The sequence below is a fragment of the Mariniflexile sp. genome (assembly GCF_052728615.1).
This window is the reverse complement of the sequence record NZ_JBFVFE010000070.1, coordinates 1-19,768: the sequence shown is the minus strand read 5'-3', so window position 1 is coordinate 19,768 and position 19,768 is coordinate 1. Positions and strand designations below refer to the sequence as shown.

General features: G+C 36.5%; 17 protein-coding genes. 9 read left to right on the top strand and 8 right to left on the bottom strand.

Translation table 11 applies throughout. From position 1 onward, the window contains the following. Positions 1–546: 546 nt before the first annotated feature. Positions 547–1,113: an adenylosuccinate lyase gene (locus tag ACU1LP_RS17390; protein WP_445736907.1), complete on the bottom strand. Its 567-nt coding sequence runs from the start codon at positions 1,111–1,113 to the stop codon at positions 547–549. A 38-nt stretch (positions 1,114–1,151) separates the two neighbouring features. On the opposite strand from ACU1LP_RS17390, the gene ACU1LP_RS17385 reads away from it, so the two are divergent. Then, positions 1,152–1,625 (top strand): heme-binding domain-containing protein, encoded by a 474-nt coding sequence (locus ACU1LP_RS17385; RefSeq protein ID WP_445736906.1) that lies wholly within the window; start codon positions 1,152–1,154, stop codon positions 1,623–1,625. A 141-nt stretch (positions 1,626–1,766) separates the two neighbouring features. Then, positions 1,767–2,999, top strand: coding sequence for a glycosyltransferase family 4 protein (locus ACU1LP_RS17380; protein WP_445736905.1), 1,233 nt, complete (start codon positions 1,767–1,769; stop codon positions 2,997–2,999). 11 nt (positions 3,000–3,010) lie between these two features. Here ACU1LP_RS17380 and ACU1LP_RS17375 read toward each other — a convergent pair whose 3' ends face one another. Together ACU1LP_RS17375 and ACU1LP_RS17370 are read right to left on the bottom strand one after the other, a co-directional pair. Continuing rightward, complete coding sequence (locus ACU1LP_RS17375) at positions 3,011–3,565, bottom strand: hypothetical protein (protein WP_445734716.1); 555 nt, start codon at positions 3,563–3,565, stop codon at positions 3,011–3,013. Positions 3,566–3,628: 63 nt separating this feature from the next. Continuing rightward, positions 3,629–4,075 (bottom strand): KTSC domain-containing protein, encoded by a 447-nt coding sequence (locus ACU1LP_RS17370; protein ID WP_445736904.1) that lies wholly within the window; start codon positions 4,073–4,075, stop codon positions 3,629–3,631. Between the two features lie 292 nt (positions 4,076–4,367). On the opposite strand from ACU1LP_RS17370, the gene ACU1LP_RS17365 reads away from it, so the two are divergent. Then, the gene (locus ACU1LP_RS17365) at positions 4,368–6,005 is read left to right on the top strand and encodes an ABC-F family ATP-binding cassette domain-containing protein (protein ID WP_445734714.1); all 1,638 of its coding nucleotides are present in this window, start codon (positions 4,368–4,370) and stop codon (positions 6,003–6,005) included. A 269-nt stretch (positions 6,006–6,274) separates the two neighbouring features. Further along, positions 6,275–8,590, top strand: a complete 2,316-nt coding sequence (locus ACU1LP_RS17360) for a GH92 family glycosyl hydrolase (RefSeq protein WP_445736903.1) — start codon at positions 6,275–6,277, stop codon at positions 8,588–8,590. A 143-nt stretch (positions 8,591–8,733) separates the two neighbouring features. Here ACU1LP_RS17360 and ACU1LP_RS17355 read toward each other — a convergent pair whose 3' ends face one another. Then, complete coding sequence (locus ACU1LP_RS17355) at positions 8,734–9,588, bottom strand: AraC family transcriptional regulator (RefSeq protein WP_445736902.1); 855 nt, start codon at positions 9,586–9,588, stop codon at positions 8,734–8,736. Between the two features lie 139 nt (positions 9,589–9,727). On the opposite strand from ACU1LP_RS17355, the gene ACU1LP_RS17350 reads away from it, so the two are divergent. Genes ACU1LP_RS17350 through ACU1LP_RS17340 form a run of 3 tightly spaced genes read left to right on the top strand, consistent with a single transcriptional unit; the run spans position 9,728 to position 13,381 of the window. Next, the gene (locus ACU1LP_RS17350) at positions 9,728–10,603 is read left to right on the top strand and encodes a phytanoyl-CoA dioxygenase family protein (protein WP_445736901.1); all 876 of its coding nucleotides are present in this window, start codon (positions 9,728–9,730) and stop codon (positions 10,601–10,603) included. Then, a complete protein-coding gene (locus tag ACU1LP_RS17345) occupies positions 10,600–11,418 on the top strand; it encodes a sugar phosphate isomerase/epimerase family protein (RefSeq protein WP_445736900.1) in 819 nt (272 codons plus the stop codon). The genes ACU1LP_RS17350 and ACU1LP_RS17345 overlap by 4 nt, the downstream gene beginning before the upstream one ends. Positions 11,419–11,470: 52 nt before the next feature. Then, entirely contained in the window at positions 11,471–13,381 is a 1,911-nt protein-coding gene (locus tag ACU1LP_RS17340; protein ID WP_445736899.1) for a DUF1565 domain-containing protein, read from the top strand. A gap of 137 nt (positions 13,382–13,518) precedes the next feature. Here ACU1LP_RS17340 and ACU1LP_RS17335 read toward each other — a convergent pair whose 3' ends face one another. Next, on the bottom strand, positions 13,519–14,310 hold the full coding sequence (locus ACU1LP_RS17335; protein WP_445732467.1) for a transglutaminase domain-containing protein: 792 nt from the start codon (positions 14,308–14,310) through the stop codon (positions 13,519–13,521). Between the two features lie 130 nt (positions 14,311–14,440). Then, entirely contained in the window at positions 14,441–15,124 is a 684-nt protein-coding gene (locus ACU1LP_RS17330; protein ID WP_445732468.1) for an SIR2 family NAD-dependent protein deacylase, read from the bottom strand. 286 nt (positions 15,125–15,410) lie between these two features. Between ACU1LP_RS17330 and ACU1LP_RS17325 the strand changes: the two genes are divergently transcribed. After that, entirely contained in the window at positions 15,411–16,064 is a 654-nt protein-coding gene (locus tag ACU1LP_RS17325; protein ID WP_445736898.1) for a TrmH family RNA methyltransferase, read from the top strand. Between the two features lie 438 nt (positions 16,065–16,502). On the opposite strand, the gene ACU1LP_RS17320 is transcribed toward ACU1LP_RS17325, so the two are convergent. Further along, positions 16,503–16,760 carry a hypothetical protein gene (locus ACU1LP_RS17320; RefSeq protein ID WP_445736897.1) on the bottom strand — a complete coding sequence of 86 codons (258 nt, stop codon included), beginning with the start codon at positions 16,758–16,760 and terminating at the stop codon, positions 16,503–16,505. Positions 16,761–17,277: 517 nt separating this feature from the next. Next, the gene (locus tag ACU1LP_RS17315) at positions 17,278–17,922 is read right to left on the bottom strand and encodes a hypothetical protein (protein ID WP_445736896.1); all 645 of its coding nucleotides are present in this window, start codon (positions 17,920–17,922) and stop codon (positions 17,278–17,280) included. A gap of 947 nt (positions 17,923–18,869) precedes the next feature. On the opposite strand from ACU1LP_RS17315, the gene ACU1LP_RS17310 reads away from it, so the two are divergent. Further along, on the top strand, positions 18,870–19,334 hold the full coding sequence (locus ACU1LP_RS17310; protein ID WP_445736895.1) for a PIN domain protein: 465 nt from the start codon (positions 18,870–18,872) through the stop codon (positions 19,332–19,334). Positions 19,335–19,768: the final 434 nt, after the last annotated feature.

Below are 19,768 nucleotides of genomic sequence, written 5' to 3'. Positions count from 1 at the left end.
AACAAGCAGCGTATCTCGAACTTAAAAAGTTATCAACAAGCAAGGCCGCATAAATCCTTTCTTTGAGATTTTTTATGCGTAACATGAGTTAATAACTTCCTTATCGGTAGAAGCCCTGTCACTGGTTGCTATTGCTCTATAAGAAAAGCCATTACCAAAAAAAGCATCGATTTATCCTGTGCTATTTTTTTGCCTGCCCACTACATTTCTATAGGTTCTGTCTCCCCCAAAAGAAATGTAATCGATACTGCAAACCTCGACATCAAAGAGTCCAATACGCACGGGTCTCCCATGATTTTACTTGTTTTACTTGATCGGACAGCTCCCCGCAGCACTGTGCCCTGATGTAAAACCTTTTACAATTGGCCTCAACTGTTTCTATGGTCTCTTTTGTAAATGGGCCACTATCCATGTGGCTCCCGTCAATCTTTATTTTATTGCTTTTCTGCAATTTATAGGCCTCGGCCAATGTTTCTGCCTGTTTGAACTTTACCCCGAAAGTTATTGGGACTGCAACTGAAAACTGCCACTGCGACCTAAAACTTGTCACCCCTTCTTTACTTTTTTAAGAATCCGTTTTGCGCGTACTTTATAACCAGGACTTTGCGTTGGGAAATCTTGTTCCAAAATTTGGGTCAGTTGCGGATGTACCCACGCATAGTCCTTTCCCAAAAGATATAAGGTATCCATAGCATGAGCCTTGGCGGCAATTTTTTGGTCGCTGATCATCCAATGGAAACAGACTTCAATTAGCTGTTCTTTATGGAATGGTTTTAGCACTTTTTTTAAAGTATTGGGATTTTTAGAATCGTATTCCTGGGCTATAAGACTGCAAACTTTTGCTACGGGGCGCACCGCAGAATCAAAATGGACTTTTTTAAGATTACTGGTAAACGTATCCAAATAAGGGATGATGGCATAAATATATTCCTTACAAACAAACTCAAATACCCAAGCTGCTCGTGTTGAAACTTTATCATCAACTCTAAATAGAATTTCTATCAGTTTTGGAAACAAGTCCATATCGTTCAAAACTATTTTGGCATATTTTAATCGGGTTCCATGCGATGCATCCACATCGTTTAATTCCTCATAAAATTCTTCTAAAGTCATATTTTATTTGTTATTTTTAAATTTCTAAATTAAGCAAAATGACCATCTTAAAAAAGATATTATTCGTGTTATTCTTGGCGCTTGTGGTGGCACAATTTTTTGGGCCGCAAAAAAATGAAGGTGATTTAATTGCAACGGATGCTTTTGAGGCTGAAACAAAGCCACCTAAAGCTGTGCAACTCATTTTAGAGGAAACGTGTTACGATTGCCACAGCAATGTTACCCGTTACCCATGGTATAATAAAATTACGCCTGTAAATTATTGGTTGGCAGGACATATTAAAGAGGGAAAAAAACATTTTAACGCATCAAACTGGGAGGGCAATTCCGTAAAACGCAAAGATCATAAATTTGAAGAATTGATTGAAATGGTTGAAGATAAAAACATGCCCTTAAAATCGTATACATGGACGCACCCTGAAGCGAAACTTACCGATGCCCAAATAAAATCGATGGTAAATTGGGCAAAACAAGTGCGGGTTAAGTATGCGATGATGCCAAAAGCTGAATAATAAAGCCCCATCCCATCCTTCCCCGAAGGGAAGAGAAAGCAGGGTGTTAAAATCATGTAGTTTGCAGTCGCAGTTTTCAGTCTCAGTCTGGTTTTCAGAATCATGTAAAGAAATCGTAAATCTAAAATCGTAAATCTAAAATTGATAAAAAATATATTAATCATTGGCTTTGTATGGCCAGAACCAAAAAGTTCTGCGGCCGGAGGTAGAATGATGCAGCTTATTGCCTTTTTTCAATCCCAAAATTATCATGTAACCTTTGCAAGTCCTTGTGCCAAAACCGACCGTGCTTTTAATTTGGAAAGTATCGGTGTAAATCAAATTTCAGTAGAACTGAACCATTCCAGTTTTGATGTTTTTGTAAAAGGACTGAACCCAAATGTGGTGGTGTTCGACCGTTTTATGATGGAAGAACAATTTGGGTGGCGGGTTGCTGAACAATGTCCGGATGCTTTACGAATTCTGGATACCGAAGATTTACATGGTTTAAGAAAAGGCAGGCAACAAGCTTTTAAGGAAGGTGCGGAATTCAGTTTGGAACATCTTTTTAACAACACCGCAAAACGCGAAATAGCCAGCATTTGCAGAAGCGATTTAAGTTTGATCATTTCGGAAGTAGAAATGGATATTCTTAAGAACAAGTTTAAGGTTGATGAAGATTTGTTGGTGTATTTACCATTTATGTTAGAAACCCTTTCAGATAAAAACATTACAAAACTTCCAAAATTTGAAGCAAGACAGCATTTTATAAGTATCGGTAATTTTCTGCACGAACCCAATTACAATGCGGTGTTGTATTTAAAGGAAACCCTTTGGCCATTCATTAGAGAGCAACTTCCGAAAACAGAAATGCATGTTTATGGCGCTTATGCAAATCAAAAAGTGAATCAACTTCATAACCAAAAAGAAGGCTTTTTAATAAAAGGTTTTGCAGAAGACGTCAATGAGGTGATGCAAAAAGCCAAAATTTGTTTAGCAACTGTTCGCTTTGGTGCCGGTTTAAAAGGAAAGTTGGCCGATGCCATGCAAAACGGAACGCCTTGTATCATGACTTCTATTGCTTCAGAAGGGATATTTGGAAATTTAGACACCAACGGTTTTATAGAAGATGGGCCAAAGGCTTTTGCGAACAAAGCGGTTCAATTATATCAAGATGAAAAGCTTTGGAATGAAAAACAGCAAAACGGTTTTCAAATCATTAATCAACGTTTCAGCAAAAAGGAATTTCAACAAAAATTTGCTTCCATAATTGAAGAAACAACCAATCAACTCCACAACAAACGCCTCAACAACTTCACAGGGCAAATGCTCATGCACCATACGTTGCAAAGTGCCAAATTTATGGGTAAATGGATAGAGGCGAAGAATAAATGAAAATTAGTTTTCTATTCCGTTTCGATCCATTCAAAATTTGTTAAAATGATCCCAAACGAACAATCATCTTGACAGCCATCGGGTACGTAATAACAATCTTTGATAATATTAAAATCATCTACGTTAAAAGTGATCGTGTTGGTGTTGGTGTTTACTGATAGGTAGTCATTTAAACAGGTATTGTACAGGTCGTCTAAAATTACTGGAGAAGCTCCCTCGCTATTTGAACCTAGGTTTCCCGTGTTTTCAGAATAAGAATTTAATATAAGTCTGTTTTCAAAACCCAAATAATTACGGTCGTTATCGTAAATGGTATAAGCTTCATAAACTCTAGATGTAACAGTATTTTTTATAACGGTAATTTTTGTGATAGACCCAAATCCAAAAACAGAACCCGTAATGATTTCGTAGGTGTAAGAAGTTCCATTGGTTTGTTTTAACGTGTTCCAAGTAGTTAAACTCGCCCTATATTCTTTGATGTTTTGGATGTTCGATGCATCGTTTGTGTCACAGCTAAAATTAAAAATCAACGCAATCAGCAGAAATGCAAAGGCTATCTTTTTCATAAATAAATGGGTTTATAAATTAGATGCAGAAATAATAAAAGGTTGCGTTCAAAACAAATAAATCTAAGCCTCTACTTCGCTCTTCTTAATCTTTCTGTAAGTGTACGTATTGAAAATGTTACGTTTTGCAAAACGCGTCATTTTATCAGATTGGCAAAGTTTTATGTATAAGGCTTTATTCACACCAAAAAACTCATAGGTATTGCCGTCTAAAAAGGTCACTTCCAAAACCAAACCTTTATGTTGCCAATCTATAATAGCACCATTAATGGTTTCATTGTAATCTTCTAAATTGGCCGCTTTGGTTTCTGGTGCAATACTCACCAAAAAATGATAGCCATCAATTATTTGACGACTCATTGATTCTGCCTCAACAGTTTTCTCATTACCTTTTTGAAACTTATCAGGATGCCACTCTTTTACTAAATTTCTGTAAGTGGATTTGAGTTGTTTAAGGTCAATATCTTTCTCAACTTCAAACAATTTTTTGTATTCGTTAATACGTTTCATAAGGTAATTTTTCTAAATAAGGCGCAAAGATACTCTTTTTAATATAGAACTGGTTTAAACTTTTTTCAATTGGCTGCAAAATGATTTTTTTTACTCACTTTTTGTCTTTTTTTTACTCCGTAGCGATGCTATGCATTAAAAAAAAGCCTTCAATTGATCAAAAAATCTCTATTTTTCGCTTTAATCAAAAAAGTTTAAACCAGTTCATATTGAATAACAACCGTTTTCATTATTATAATATTTCTTTTTACTATGCTGCTTTTTTATAGCTTTGCATCTTTAAAAATTTACTATGATTTCAGTTGATAATTTAGCAGTGGAATTTGGCGGAAGTGCCTTGTTCAGCGAGGTGTCTTTCACCATAAATGAAAATGATAAAATTGCTCTTATGGGGAAAAATGGTGCAGGAAAATCTACGATGATGAAAATTATTGCAGGTGAGCAAAAAGCGTCTCGCGGCCATGTGCGCTATCCAAAAGATGTGGTTATTGCTTATTTGCCACAACATTTATTGACGGAAGATGATTGTACCGTATTTGAAGAAGCTTCCAAAGCCTTTCGCCATGTTTTTGTGATGCGCGACGACATGGATCGCCTTAATAAAGAATTGGAAACTAGAACGGATTATGAGTCTGATGAGTACATGAAAATCATTGAAAAGGTCTCCGATTTGGGTGAAAAATATTATGCTCTTGAAGATGTAAATTATGATGCCGAAGTAGAAAAAGCTTTAGCAGGCTTGGGTTTTAAGCGTGAAGATTTTACCCGATTAACAAGCGAGTTTAGTGGCGGTTTCCGTATGCGGATTGAGTTGGCTAAAATATTACTTCAAAAACCGGATTTGATTCTGTTGGATGAGCCTACTAACCATATTGATATTGAATCGGTTATTTGGTTGGAAGATTTTTTGTTGAACAAAGCCAAAGCCGTTATGGTCATTTCGCATGATAAGGCCTTTATTGACAATATTACAAACCGAACCATAGAAGTGACCATGGGTCGCATTTACGATTATAAAGCCAACTATTCACACTATTTGCAATTGCGTGAAGATAGGCGCGCGCACCAAGTAAAAGCGTATCAAGAACAGCAAAAGTTTATTGCGGATAATATGTTGTTTATAGAGCGTTTTAAAGGTACCTATTCAAAAACAAATCAAGTGACTTCGCGTGAGCGGATGTTGGACAAATTGGAAACCATTGAAATTGATGAAGTGGATACTTCGGCTTTAAAATTACGTTTTCCACCTGCACCACGTTCAGGTGATTATCCCGTTGCAGTAAAGGATTTATCAAAATCCTACGATGGGCATGTGGTGTTTAAAAATGCAAACATGTCTATTTCTAGAGGCGAAAAGGTATCGTTTGTGGGTAGAAATGGCGAAGGAAAATCAACCATGATAAAATCCATTTTAGGTGAGATTGATTTTGATGGCAAATGTGCATTAGGGCATAATGTAAAAGTGGGTTATTTTGCCCAAAACCAAGCCTCATTGTTGGATGAAAGTCTCACTATTTTTCAAACGGTTGATGAAGTTGCCGAAGGCGATATCCGTACCCAAATTAAAACCATTTTAGGAGGTTTTATGTTTAAGGGCGACGATATCGATAAAAAAGTCAGCGTACTTTCGGGTGGTGAAAAAACACGATTGGCGATGGTAAAACTACTTTTAGAACCCGTTAATTTATTGATTTTGGATGAGCCTACCAATCACTTGGATTTAAAATCGAAAGACGTCCTTAAAGAAGCTTTAAAGAATTTTGACGGGACGTTGATTTTAGTATCGCACGATCGTGATTTTCTTCAAGGCTTATCACAAAAAGTATTCGAGTTTAAAGACCAACGTGTTATTGAGCATTTTGAAACCATTGACGATTTCTTAATTAGAAACCGTATTGAAAACTTAAAACAAATTGATTTAAAGAAATAGTTGTAACATGAGTTCAATCTGCAAGGTTTGAGTTGTTTAATTGTAATACCTACAAGTTAGAAATAAGACTTGCAGGATAACAAAAATTATTATTGATTAACAAATTGCCATGGTCGTTCCTTCCTCGCAAAGACGTATTTTAGCTGCTATTATTTTTAATCATGTCCAAATCAGGTTTCTAACCTCTGGGTTTTCATAAAAGGCAGAGTGATTTTATTAATGGGTTAATACAAAATATTGTATTTTCATAAAATAATTAAATTCAAAAAATGCCATTTAAAACCTTCTTTTTAATTCTATTTACGCTGTTACAGTTTAAAGGCGTCGCTCAGTTAAAAAAACAGCCTATTGATTTTGTAAACCCTTTTATAGATACCCATAAAAGCAGGTGGTTTTATTTTTCGTCCGCAAGTCGCCCATTTGGCATGGTCAATTTAAGTCCGGATACGTGGGTTAAGGGAAGTTGGAATAGCGGCTATTTATATGATAGTACCGAAGTAAGATGTTTTAGCCACATACATGGCTGGCAAATTGCTGGTATTCCTGTAATGCCTTCCGTGGGGAAATTTCAAGGCCATCTGGGTATGGAAGCCACAAAATCCAAATTTACGCATGACAAAGAAGTTGCAAAGCCTGGTTACCATAAGTTATTATTGGAAAGATATCAGGTTTTAGCAGAATTAACATCCTCCGCACGCGTTGGTTTTCATAAATACACCTTTCCTAAAACGGATAGTGCTTATGTAAGTTTCCACACTGGCGCTTTTTTAGCACATAGTGAAACCGATTCTTCTTATGTAAAAAAGAAAAGCAATTATGAGATAGAGGGGTATTCCATAATGGGTAAAACATCGAGACGCCCTAAACCAACCTATGTTTATTTTGCAGCCAAAACCAATCTTAAAATAGCAGAATTTGGTGGTTGGGAAAACGGGGAGCTTTTAGAACCCACAGAAGAAATAAGAGGTAAAGACAATGGTGCTTTTTTACGTTTTGAAATCGATGGGAAGCCTTTATTGATGAAAGTCGCTATTTCCTATACCAGTATTGAAAATGCTTGGGATAATATGGAAGCTGAAATCAATCATTGGGATTTTGAAAGCGTGGTGTCAGATTCATATAACGAATGGAATACCATGCTCTCTAGGATAATGGTTGAAGGAGGCACAGAAAAACAAAAAACAAAATTCTATACCGATTTATGGCATGCTTTGCAAGGTAGGCGCATGGTTAGCGATTATAAAGGAACGTATTGTGATATGACTGGGGCTAAACCTACCATACGGCAACTTGATCTAAATAAAGATGGGAAACCTACATTTCCGCAATATAATTTTGATGCTTTATGGGGAAGCCATTGGACGTTAAATGTACTTTGGTCCATGGTATATCCTGAGATTATGGACGGTTTTTGCAATACCATGGTAAATATGTATAAAAATGGTGGTTTGATACCTAGAGGGCCATCAGGTGGCAATTATACCTATGTAATGATTGGTGATCCAGCAACCTCATTTTTCGCAACGGCTTATAATAAAGGCATTCGGAATTATGATATAGATAAGGCCTATGAAGGTTTATTGAAAAACGCCTACCCAGGAGGCATTCGTGACCGAGCAGGCTATGAACACGGTAAAAACCCCATAGGTGGCGGGATGACATATTATGTGAATCAAGGGTACGTGCCAGAAGGCATAGGTGGAGCGGGTTTGCATAAAGATGGTGCTTCCATGACTTTGGAATATGCGTACCAAGATTGGTGTATTTCACAATTGGCAAAACCGTTGGGGAAAGAAGATGATTTTATATTGTTTCAAAAACGCTCTCAGAATTATAAGAATCTATGGAATCCCGAAACAAAATATATACATCCCCGAAATATGGATGGAAGTTGGATTGACAATTTCACACCTATTGGAACAGGGTTCCAGACAAAGGGTTTTTGTGAAAGTAACTCCGCCATTTACTCAAATTTTGTACCTCATGATATGGAAGGTCTTATAAACTTAGTAGGAGGTAATGCCATTTATAGTGAACGATTAATCAATTCTTTTGAAAAATCTATTGGAAACCGATTTATAACAGACCATGGCAAACATGCTGAGAGTTGGATTGATTATGAAAATCAGCCCTCCTGCCAAATGGCACATTTGTTCAATTATTCTGGTAAACCTTGGTTAACTCAAAAATGGGTAAGACAAGTAAAAGAGATAACCTTTGGTAACACGAGTCCGTACGGAGGTTATAATGGCGATGAAGACCAAGGACAAATGGGCGCTTTGGGTGTTTTAATGGGAATGGGACTTTTTCAAATGGATGGCGGCGCGTCTATAAATTCATCCTACGAAATAACGTCTCCACTATTTGATACCGTTGAAATCACTTTAAACCCTAACTATTATAAAGGTAAAAAATTCACTATTAAAACCTATAATAATTCTGCGGAGCATGTATATATTAAATCCGCCAAACTCAATGGTAAAAAATGGATCGATTTTAAGTTTCCACATACTATTTTCGCCAATGGCGGTGTTTTAGAAATTAAGTTGGATGATACTCCAAATAAGGCTTGGGGGATTAAATAAAGAAATGATAAAACATTATAGTAATAAGCAGAAAAAACAAATTGAATTGAAGAAATAATTTTCAAGCTTGATTCTCTAGTAAAGATCAACTACCTTCATTCAACAAAGTCGAGTATAATTCATTTTAGCGGCATCCTAATAGATTAGGCTCCTATTTTTCTATAAGACTTTCTATAAACCAAGGGCGTTACTCCTTTAATTTTTAAAAATTGACTGTTAAAATTGGCAACCGTATTAAACCCACTTTCAAAACATATTTTCAACACATTCTTGTCTGTCGCAATTAGTTTTTGACAAGCGGCTCCAATCCTAATTTCATTTAAAAATGAAACATAGGTTTTTTTAGTTCTTTTCTTGAAATAATTACAAAAGGCAGGAGCAGTCATTCCAGCAATATCCGCAATGGTACTTAAAGAAATATCATGTTCGTAATTAGCTATAGAATACTGAAAAACCTTCTCTATGCGTTCCGTTTCCTTTTGGTTGGGTACAATTTCCAATTTAGTGGACAGCATTTTATGATTGTCATACTTTGATAACATATTTAAACAACTTAACAAAGTAATAATCCTATCAAAACCTTTTTGAAATTCTAAATCCTTTATGAGGGGCAATAATTTCTTCTGGCATAGCTTAGAAACTTTCAAGCCTTTAAATGAGTTTTTAAATAATTCACGGATACCTAAACTCTCGTGCAATTCACTGAAAAGACTATAAAAAAAACCGTCTTTAAATTGTACAACGATGGCACTTGTGGTAAGATCTGCTGCGCTTTTTTGAAACGTATGTGCCAGGTTTTTTCCTAAAAAGAAAACATCACCTTCGTCAAATTCACCTACATAATTGCCAATAAAGCACAAGCCATTTCCTGCTGTAATCAAAATCAACTCATACACATCATGCTGATGCCATGGCACTTCAAAATGCGGCGTTTTGTAGGTGCGTGCAACAAACGAACTTTCTGTAGTTACTGGTGATTTCTGAATTAAAGGCTTCATTAAACCACTATATTAATGATTAGAACATTCAAATTAACAAAAAATAGTAATATACTTTAAGTTTCTGTAAATAAACTGGTAGACTTCATAAAACCTTACTGGTATATTGCGAGTTAATTCATTTAATATTCAACAGATTATGGCGTCAGATCATTCTAAGATTAGAAATGGAAAAATTTCCAAAGAAAATGTGACCTTCTATAAAGAAGCAGGTTATCTGATTGCAGAAAACCTGATTTCAAAATACGGGATTGCAGAACTTAGAAATGAAACCAACCAGATATTCAGAGGAGAAAGAGGTAAAATAGAGGGACTCTTACCGCTATCAGCAGATATAACAGATAAAGAAGTCTTAAAAAAATATGTGGCCATTCATTTTCCGCATAAAATATCTAAGGTCATCCATAGATACCTTTCACATCCAAAATTGACTGCTATTTTGAGTAAGATTATAAGTCCAAATGTCAAGTGTATGCAGTCCATGCTTTTTGTAAAAGGTCCGGGGAAATCAGGACAATCATGGCATCAGGATGAATATTTTATCCCAACAAGAGATTGTTCTTTAACAGGAGCTTGGATTGCCATAGATGACGCCACGGTTGATAATGGTTGTTTGTGGATTATCCCCGGATCCAACAAACCAAGTTCCATACTTCCTAGAGTAGAAAATAAAGACAGTAATTTTGCAGATGTAGATACGATAGATGTTTCAGGGTATCGTAAAGATGACATCATTCCAGTAGAAGTTAAGAGCGGCTCGGTTGTTTTTTTTAACGGATATACGCTTCATAGTTCTTTGAAAAATGTTACAGACGATCAGTTCCGTATTGCATTGGTAAACCATTATATGAGTGCAGAATCCATGCTGCCTTGGGATCAAGATGGAAAACTGCCTTCTACTGAAGATCTTCGCGATATCGTCATGGTAACCGGACAAGATCCTTACGCCCACAAAGACATTACAGATGTTAATAAACCTTATCTGCGTCCAGAAATTCTTGATATAAAAAAATGATTATAGAATTTTATTGCCCACGATGGGGAAGTGAACATTTGGAATGGGATGTATTTCTAAAAAACGTAAAAGATGCTGGGTTTGATGATGTAGAATATGCGCTTGCAAGCATCATTTCCAAGGAGGAGTTAAGGAGCATTTCTAAAAAATTAAAAGACCATAATTTAAAATTAATTCTACAGCACTTTGATACGTATGAGCCTGATTTTAATAAACATGACGCCGCTTATGCCAATTGGTTTGATTTAGTTAAGAACGTTGAAGTGGTTAAAATAAACTCACAAACAGGCAAAGATTTTTTCAGTTTTGAAGAAAATAATCAGTTGCTAGCACTCGCAGAAAAATTCGCTAAGGCTAATAATATTGAAATATGCCACGAAACCCATCGGAATAAATTCAGTTTTGCCTGCCATATTACCAAACCTTTTTTGGAAACTAATCCCGAGTTAAAAATCACTTTGGATGTTTCTCACTGGGTGGCGGTAGACGAGTCCTATTTAGAAGATCAAGCAGAATCCATGGCTTTGGCATTATCGCGAACAGAACACATTCATGCCAGAGTAGGGCATACACAAGGGCCACAAGTAACAGACCCCAGAGCACCGGAATGGCAAGAAGCCCTAAATCATCATCTATTATGGTGGGATAAAATAATCGAGCGCAAAAAACTAAATAATGATGATGTGCTGACTATTACCACCGAGTTTGGTCCACCTCCCTATATGGTGACAGAGCCATTTACATCAAATCCATTGGCAAGCCAGTGGGATATAAATGTGTATATTAAGGATCTTTTAAAAGAACGTTATAATTAAAACAAGAAACACAATAAAAATAAACTAAGTTTAATCCATACAAGTTTACCCTATGAAAACATTACAAATAGTGTTTATTGCATTAATGACCATTTTCACTTTAAACGCTGAAGCAACCGAATATCATGTATCCGTTAACGGGAATGATAACAACAAAGGAACAGCAGCGGAACCTTTCAAAACCATATCGGCTGCTGCCAAAATTGCACGTGCAGGCGATATTATCACGGTACATGATGGCATCTATCGCGAACGTGTAAATCCTATATATGGCGGTGCAAACCATTTGAATAGAATTGTGTATCAAGCAGCTCCAGGAGAAAAAGTCACCATTAAAGGTTCTGAAATTATAACGAATTGGAAAAAAGAAAAAGGTTCGGTTTGGAAAGTAGTGATACCCAATTCTTTTTTTAAGGCATATAATCCATATTCCGATGTATTGATGGGCGATTGGTTTAACAAGAAAGGTATGGACCATCATACTGGGGAAGTTTTTATCAATGGGAAATCCTTATATGAAAAATCCAATCTGAATGACGTGATAGAGTCCAAACCGTATGAAGAAGCATTAGACCAAGAAGCATCCACCCATACGTGGTATTCTGAAGTTGATGCAAACAACACGACTATTTATGCTAATTTTCAAAAGTTCAATCCCAATAAAGAATTGGTTGAAATAAATGCACGGGAAAGTTGCTTCTACCCAGACCAACCAGGAATTAATTACATTACCGTTCGTGGTTTTACAATGAACCAAGCAGCAACGCAATGGTCGGCACCAACTGCGGAACAAGTAGGTTTGATTGGTACCCATTGGAGCAAAGGCTGGATTATTGAGAATAATATCGTGAGCAATTCCAAATCAGTTGGCATCACCTTAGGAAAAGATAGAAGTACGGGGCATAATGTTTGGATGTACAATCCCAAAAAAGGCGGTGCTACACATTACAATGAAGTTGTTTTTAAAGCACTTCAAATTGGTTGGTCTAAAGAAATAATAGGGTCACATATCGTGCGAAATAATGTGATTTTTGATTGTGAGCAAGCAGGTATAGTTGGTAGTTTAGGCGGTATTTTCAGTGAAATATCCAACAACCACATCTATGATATTTGGACGAAACGAATTTTTAGAGGAGCTGAAATTGCAGGACTAAAATTTCATGCGCCTATAGATATGCTTATAAAAAACAATCAAATCCATAACACAGGCAGAGGTATTTGGCTCGATTGGATGACGCAAGGCACTAGAGTTACTGGCAATTTAATATATGACAATACCACAGATGATATACATGTTGAGGTAAACCATGGCCCCTATTTAGTGGATAATAATATCTTTTTGTCAGAATTAGCCATTAGAGATTGGTCCCAGGGAGGTGCCTATGCTCATAATTTAATCGCTGGAAAAATTGAAGTGAGGCATTCTACAGGTCGTAATACAGCATACTTTTTGCCACATTCTACCAAGGTAGCTGGAGTGAGTGAAATTTATTGTGGAGACAATCGTTTTTTCAATAATATTTTTATAAAAGATGAAAATGGAGAAGAATCCGAACAAGAAAAAGAGAACCAATCGTATGGATTGCATGGTTATAAAATTGCGAAATATGCTAACATCTCTTCTGGGAACAGCTATTTGAACGGCGCAAAACCACAAGAAGGCGAAACCAACTTTGTAGAAAAAACCAACCTGAAACCTACAATAAAAATAACCAAAAAAGACCATCATGTTTTTCTTGAAATGGATTTAGATCCTTCCATTTTTAATGTTTCTACGTCCATTATCACAACCGAACTATTAGGAGCAACCTTTATATCTGAGGCTGTCTTTGAAAACCCAGATGGAACGCCTTATGTGTTGGATACAGATTTTCTAGGAAATGAGAGAGACAAGAATAAACCTTCTCCAGGCCCATTTGAAAACCTTAAGAAAGGGTTAACGTTATATAATGTTGGTAAATAAAAAAACCAACCGTGGAGTCATGGCTTGTTCTATCCTAAACTGAATTCCAAAATTTCTGGGTTCAGTTTAGGATGTACACTTGTAGTTCAAAACTAATCATGGGAACTGCAGATATCCGGGACCCTTAAAGGAAAAAATTATCCCTCCTCAATCAACTCCACGCTAACCATTTGTTTTGTTGGGTAAACCGAAGGTCCAAATTGGTTAAACACCGCCACATCGGCGGCATCATGTCCATAACCAATAGTTACATAACCACCTTTTGCTCCGTGTTGGGTCGCATCAAAGGTGTACCAACGTCCGCCAACATAAGCTTCAAACCATGCGTGCATATCCATAGGGTCTAATTTATATAAATAACCTACTACCATACGCGCCGGAATACTCAGGCTTCGGCATAAGGCAATGCCCAAATGCGCCAAATCCCTGCAAACACCCGATTGTTTGTAATTAACTTCAATGGCAGAAATAGGATAGTCGCTACTCCCAGGAATAAAGCTAATAGTGTTGCGAAGCCAATTTTCAATAGCTGCCACTTGGTCGTAGCCCGGTAATTGGTTTGCGGTAATGCCCATGGCTAAATCGCTAAATCGATCGGATTCGCAATAACGGCTTGGTAATAAATAGCTCAGAACGTTAAGTGGTAAATACTGTATTTCTACAAAAGGCGCTCCCAGTGCTACGTCCACCAACTCTGCGGTTTTAACATCGGCCGTGGTTTTTATCGAAAAGTTGCCAGGAGGCGCAATGAGGCGTTGGCATAGGTTTCCATAGCCATCGGTATATTCCACTATGGGCATGTTTGGTTTTATTTTGAATTCATCGCGGGCCACCCATTGCTGGGTACCACTCCGTGGACGGAGCATGAGTATAAAAGGTGTGGGCACTTCTATTTCAAATAATAAGTCGCAACCAATTCGTAACCACATAGTTTCATGTATTTTTAAATGGTAAATACGTATTCAAAATTAAATGATTTATTAGCAAAACTTCCGTTATATAAACGGTTTAATTTATGATTGTGTGCATTAAAGCAAATAATAAGAAAGAGATGCCTATTTACTGAGTTATTAATAATTCCATCAGCTTCTTCATCCCCATTGTTGCGTTTTCCGCAATGACCGTTAGATTTTTTCTGCTTTCCATAGTTGGTTTTGGGTCCATAAAATAGGTTGGCGTGTTCTTTGGCACATAATGCATCAAACCTGCGGCTGGATATACTTGCATGGACGTACCAATAATAAGAAGGATATCGGCGGTTTCGCAAATTTTCATAGCCTTCTCAATCATGGGAACATCTTCACCAAACCAAACGATATGCGGACGTAACTGATGCCCTTTTGGGCAATTGTCACCCAATTTAATATCTGTTTTACAATCAAAAAAGGTAAAGGCATCCACAATACTTCTCGATTTTAGTAATTCTCCGTGTAAATGAATGACGTTGCTGCTACCGGCACGTTCGTGTAAATCATCTACATTTTGGGTGATGATGCTCACTTTAAATTGGCTTTCAAGTTGTGCCAAATCGTGATGCGCGGTATTGGGTTGCACTTCAAACAATTGCTTACGACGCTGATTGTAAAAGTCTAAAACCAATTCAGGATTTGCGGCAAAACCTTCGGGTGTGGCAACTTGTATAACATCATGTCCTTCCCACAATCCATCAGCATCTCTAAAGGTATTGATACCGCTTTCGGCACTGACGCCTGCGCCCGTAAGTACAACCAGATGTTTTTTCATATCATAAATATAATAATTTTATGGGATTGCGTTAGGGATTACTCATGCATTTTGTTTTGATAAATTGGAAATCGTGAATGCTTTGCATTTGTAGCGGCATCCTTTTTTAAAACTTTGGAAAAAACAGACTTTAAAAAGAACTGGAAATTGCCAGATTGCTTTGTCGTGCCTCCGAGCAATGACGTTTTAAAAAGATATAGCGAAAAGCCCGACCCGCAGGTAACGCCCAAATTGTATGATTAAGTATTTGCTGAAATTTTATTAATTTCGATGTTTAACTTATAGTATGACCGACTTAAAACTTTTAGCGCACCTTGAAACTTTTTTAACCGATGCGCGCAAAGAAAAATTTGCAAAAGTATTGGCGCAACGTACCAAACATTTTACGGTGGCTACCGAAGATGTGTACCAATTGCACAATACGAGTGCCGTGATTAGAAGTTGTGATGTATTTGGAATTCAGGAGGTTAATATTGTTGAAGAGCGCAACTCGAAACGCATTGACAGGGAAATTGCGATGGGTTCCCAAAAATGGGTGGATTTAAACAGGTACAAAACTGTGCATGCTTGTATTGCCGATTTAAAGCTGAAAGGTTATCAAATTGTGGCGACTACACCACATACCAACGATGGCGCGTTGCATGAATTTGACGTGACTAAAAAGTCATGTTTTTTCTTTGGAAGGGAAACCGAAGGGCTATCGGAAGAGGTATTAAAAGCCGCAGATAGTTACTTAAAGATTCCCATGGTTGGTTTTACCGAGAGTCTGAATATTTCGGTTTCCGCAGCTATTATTTTGCAACATGTAACCACAAAATTGAAACAATCCGATATCGATTGGCAACTTACAGACGATGAAATTCTTGAAAAGCGTTTTGATTGGATAAAAAAAACCATAAAAAGTTATGATGACATTGTAGCTAGATACTATGCTACGTAATTTTTCTAATCATTATGTTGATGTAATAGGGGTGGTAATCTAAATAATTCCCCGACGGTTCTACCTCGGAGTTTCCGAATTGACCTCCGCAAAGGGGAGGTCGGAATTGCCTTTTCGAAATTCCGGGTGGGGCAAAATATAATCCCGAAAGCTTTCGGGACTGCCTCGAGGATGGTCGGTTTCAAGAAATTTTTTATTGTTTGGTTTTTTCTTTTTCGTATTCGGATAAAATAATTAAAAATTCTTCACTACAAGTAAATAGTTTATCCAAAAGAAGAAAGTTATTTTCCTTTAAAAGAAGTTTATTATCTATGTTTTTGTTTTCGCAATAACTAAAAAACAATGGGATGTACACCTTTGGTATTTTTAAATGATTTTTCAAAAGGTTTTCATTCAAAAACTCTTGTTTAGCAAATAAGGAATCCAATTCTTTATAGGTTATTTTATTGGTATAATAGAAGTTGTTTTTGTTTTATTGTTTTTCTTGAAAAGTTTACCAATAAGTGAAGCTATTTTAACAAAATCAATATTACCGCTGGGTGGAGTATTGTATAAATGTGGATTGTTCTTTATGTCATTTTTTATTTGAAGACCAATATCAACGGTATAGTTTTCTGCATTAAATGTTTTTTTAGCTTTACCCACAAGTAAAACTTCATCAAGGTTGTTTACAATTTTTTTTAGTTCGACAACCATGGTGTTTTCAAAAGATTTTTTTTTTCAATATTATTCTCGTTTTATAAAGTCCGAAAAAAAAATTCCGCCCGTGTTAAGTCTGAAGTTTTTATTCCGACGTTTCGGAACCGTTTTCGAGTAAAGTCAGACGCAGTTTTTTGTTGTTTTGTCCGCAAGTCGAGTCGGTTTTGATTGGTTTTTTAATTCCGTTCGAGTGGTAAATTCGGCGCAAAAGTCAGATTTCTTTAGAGATCCTTTTTTCCGCTTGAGTGATTTCCGCCCGAGTGATAGGGCATTAAAGGCAACGTTTTCGGGCTTGGCGAAGGTAGCGATTTTCACCACAAATGTGTCTGCGGATCACTGAACCGCCACTTTTGCCAAACTCGTGTTGGCGGTTCGTGCTTTTTTTCTACTAAATTGTTACGTTGAAGATTTGATGTCATTTATTTACGCTCGACTTTTAGTTTTTTCTCTTCCAAAGTAGTATGTCACTAACTATAAAATTTTTGGTTTGTCAAACTAATAGCTTTATTATTTTTTAAATCAATTTATCCATTAGAAATCTCCAAAATTGCATTTGTGGAACAAAATAGCTTGATATGTGAAAAGCCAATGTTAATAGCAGTGCTAACAAATATGGCAATCTGAATTTTCCATTTATTCTATCATTAATTATTAAAGCAATAAAAATCACTTCATTTATAATTAATGAGCCAGTCATAAAACCTTCCCAACTAGAAATGCCGAAACTTGGAAGCATTCTTGAAGTAGGGGCAACTAATGGAAAAATTGCTGTGGAAATCATATATCGAGCATGAAGCTGAATGTTTTTTCTGAATTTAAGCCCAAGAATAAAAAAAAGAATAAACGGAATAAGCATAGCAGCATCAAATATCCCAATGTAATATTCTATGTCGACAGTTCCGTACTTCCTTTTTTTTTGCATCATTACTTTCATCATTATGAGACCACCTATCACTACACTCAATGCTAAAACAACTGAAAAGCGACCTATAATACGATGCAACTTCAAGTTGTCAAATCTATATAATGCTGGTTGAACAATTACAGTTATCAACCAAAGTGTAGCTGAAATCCCATGAATATGGTGATATATACTCAATTCATGAAACTTATTAGTAAGGCTTGAGAAAAATCCAGTTATAGTTATGTTGCCACCCATTAAAGAAAAATTCTGCTAACATTGAAAAATCCAGCGGAATAAACTGAAAAAAGAAGTTGCGAACGGAATTGAAAATGCGGAATTGACAAACTGAACCGAATCCTAAACCAAATTGAAATGGATTTTCTGCCAGCGAAATGCAAAACCGAAAATTTTTGGTTTTTTAACGGAAATGAAACGAGGAAAACGAAACGGAAACTTGAAAAACCAAACCGAATGTAAAACTGAAAGGCAAATCATTGCGCCGAAATTTACTCGGACGGAATAAGTCGGGCGGAAAGGAATCGAATTTTTTTTTTTGGTTTTTAAGTGCAAGTCCGAAAATCGGTGTTTCTCGACCAAATTCAATCTGAAATGAAAAAAACAGAAACGGAATGCGGAAAACCATAAAGAGATTTAACTGAAATTGATTAATTTGGACTTTTAAAGAACAAAACGTCAGAATCAAATCGGACGTGAAAAACAGAGCGTGGGAAAAAAACGGGTGGCAACACCGTATATAAGCTATGGCTTGGTCGTTGCGCATTTGGAAAATCTGCCGATTTTCCAAAGTTATGTTTTTATCCGAAAGGTTCGTGCTAAAACACGCCACAGCTCATATACAAACACGATAAGCACACCAATCATCCATAAATAAGCATTCCAGTAGAATTTTTCTTTAACCATTTTTAAAATTTATTTTAAGAATACTCTGTTTTTAACATTTATGATTGTCGTCATAGCATGACCGCCAACGGCTCCGTAGTCGAGTAGGCAAGGGGAATTTCGCCCCAAGCCTCTCACAGAACCGTACGTGATAGTCTCCCACCATACGGCTCTTGTTATGCAAATCTAAAACTATATCACTTGTTGCCAGTAATGCAAAAATCGTCCTTCGCAACAATAATTTGAACTTAAATTAAATCCTTGCACTTTTTTCGTAAATTTGAGAAAGTTAATCGGAATTAATGAAACAAAGAATTTATATCGACACTTCAGTTGTTGGAGGATATTACGACGAAGAATTTAAGGAATCTACAATTGCGTTATTTGAAAGACTGGAAAATAACGAAATAATATTTGTGGTTTCGGACTTACTCGATTTGGAATTGATAAATGCACCTGAAAAAGTCAGAACATTATTGCAAAAATACCCAGTCGACAAATTTGAGCGGATTGAACTGAATGAAGAATCGGTCAATCTTGCGAATAAATATATCGCCGAAAAAGTTGTCGGAAAAACAAGTATCGAAGATTGCAGACACATAGCTTTGGCGACCATCAATAAAGTTGATGTCTTGGCAAGCTGGAATTTTAAACATATTGTAAACTTGGACAGAATAAAAGGTTATAATTCGGTCAATCTAAAGTTAGGTTACCAAATGATAGAAATTAGAAGTCCTAAAGATTTAAGAAACTATGGAAACGACTAAAAAAGAAAAAACGTTCGACGCTGTAAAAATGATGCGTGATATTCGGGACAAAATAAGTTCTGAAACTCAAAATATGAACTTCGACGAATTAAAAGCTTATATGAAATCAAAAATTCAGGAAAGTAAATTAAAACCCGTCGAAAAATAAGCACTACTGGCAACACCGTGTATAAGCCATTGCTTGGTCATCGCTCATCTGGAAAATTCTTGGGAATTTTCCAGCGCAGTTTTGTACTTCTAATGGTTCTTGCCGAGACACGCAACGGCTCATACACAAAAACGATAAAGCCCATTTGCCAATGATAAAACAAGTTGGGGAATTGCTCCTGCACTCTTGTAAACCACCCGTAAGCACGTTTTATACCGGTCTTATAGCGTTTATACCTTTTTCTTGCCCACCTCACCAAGCGATTGTTGAGCAGTTTGAAAACCTT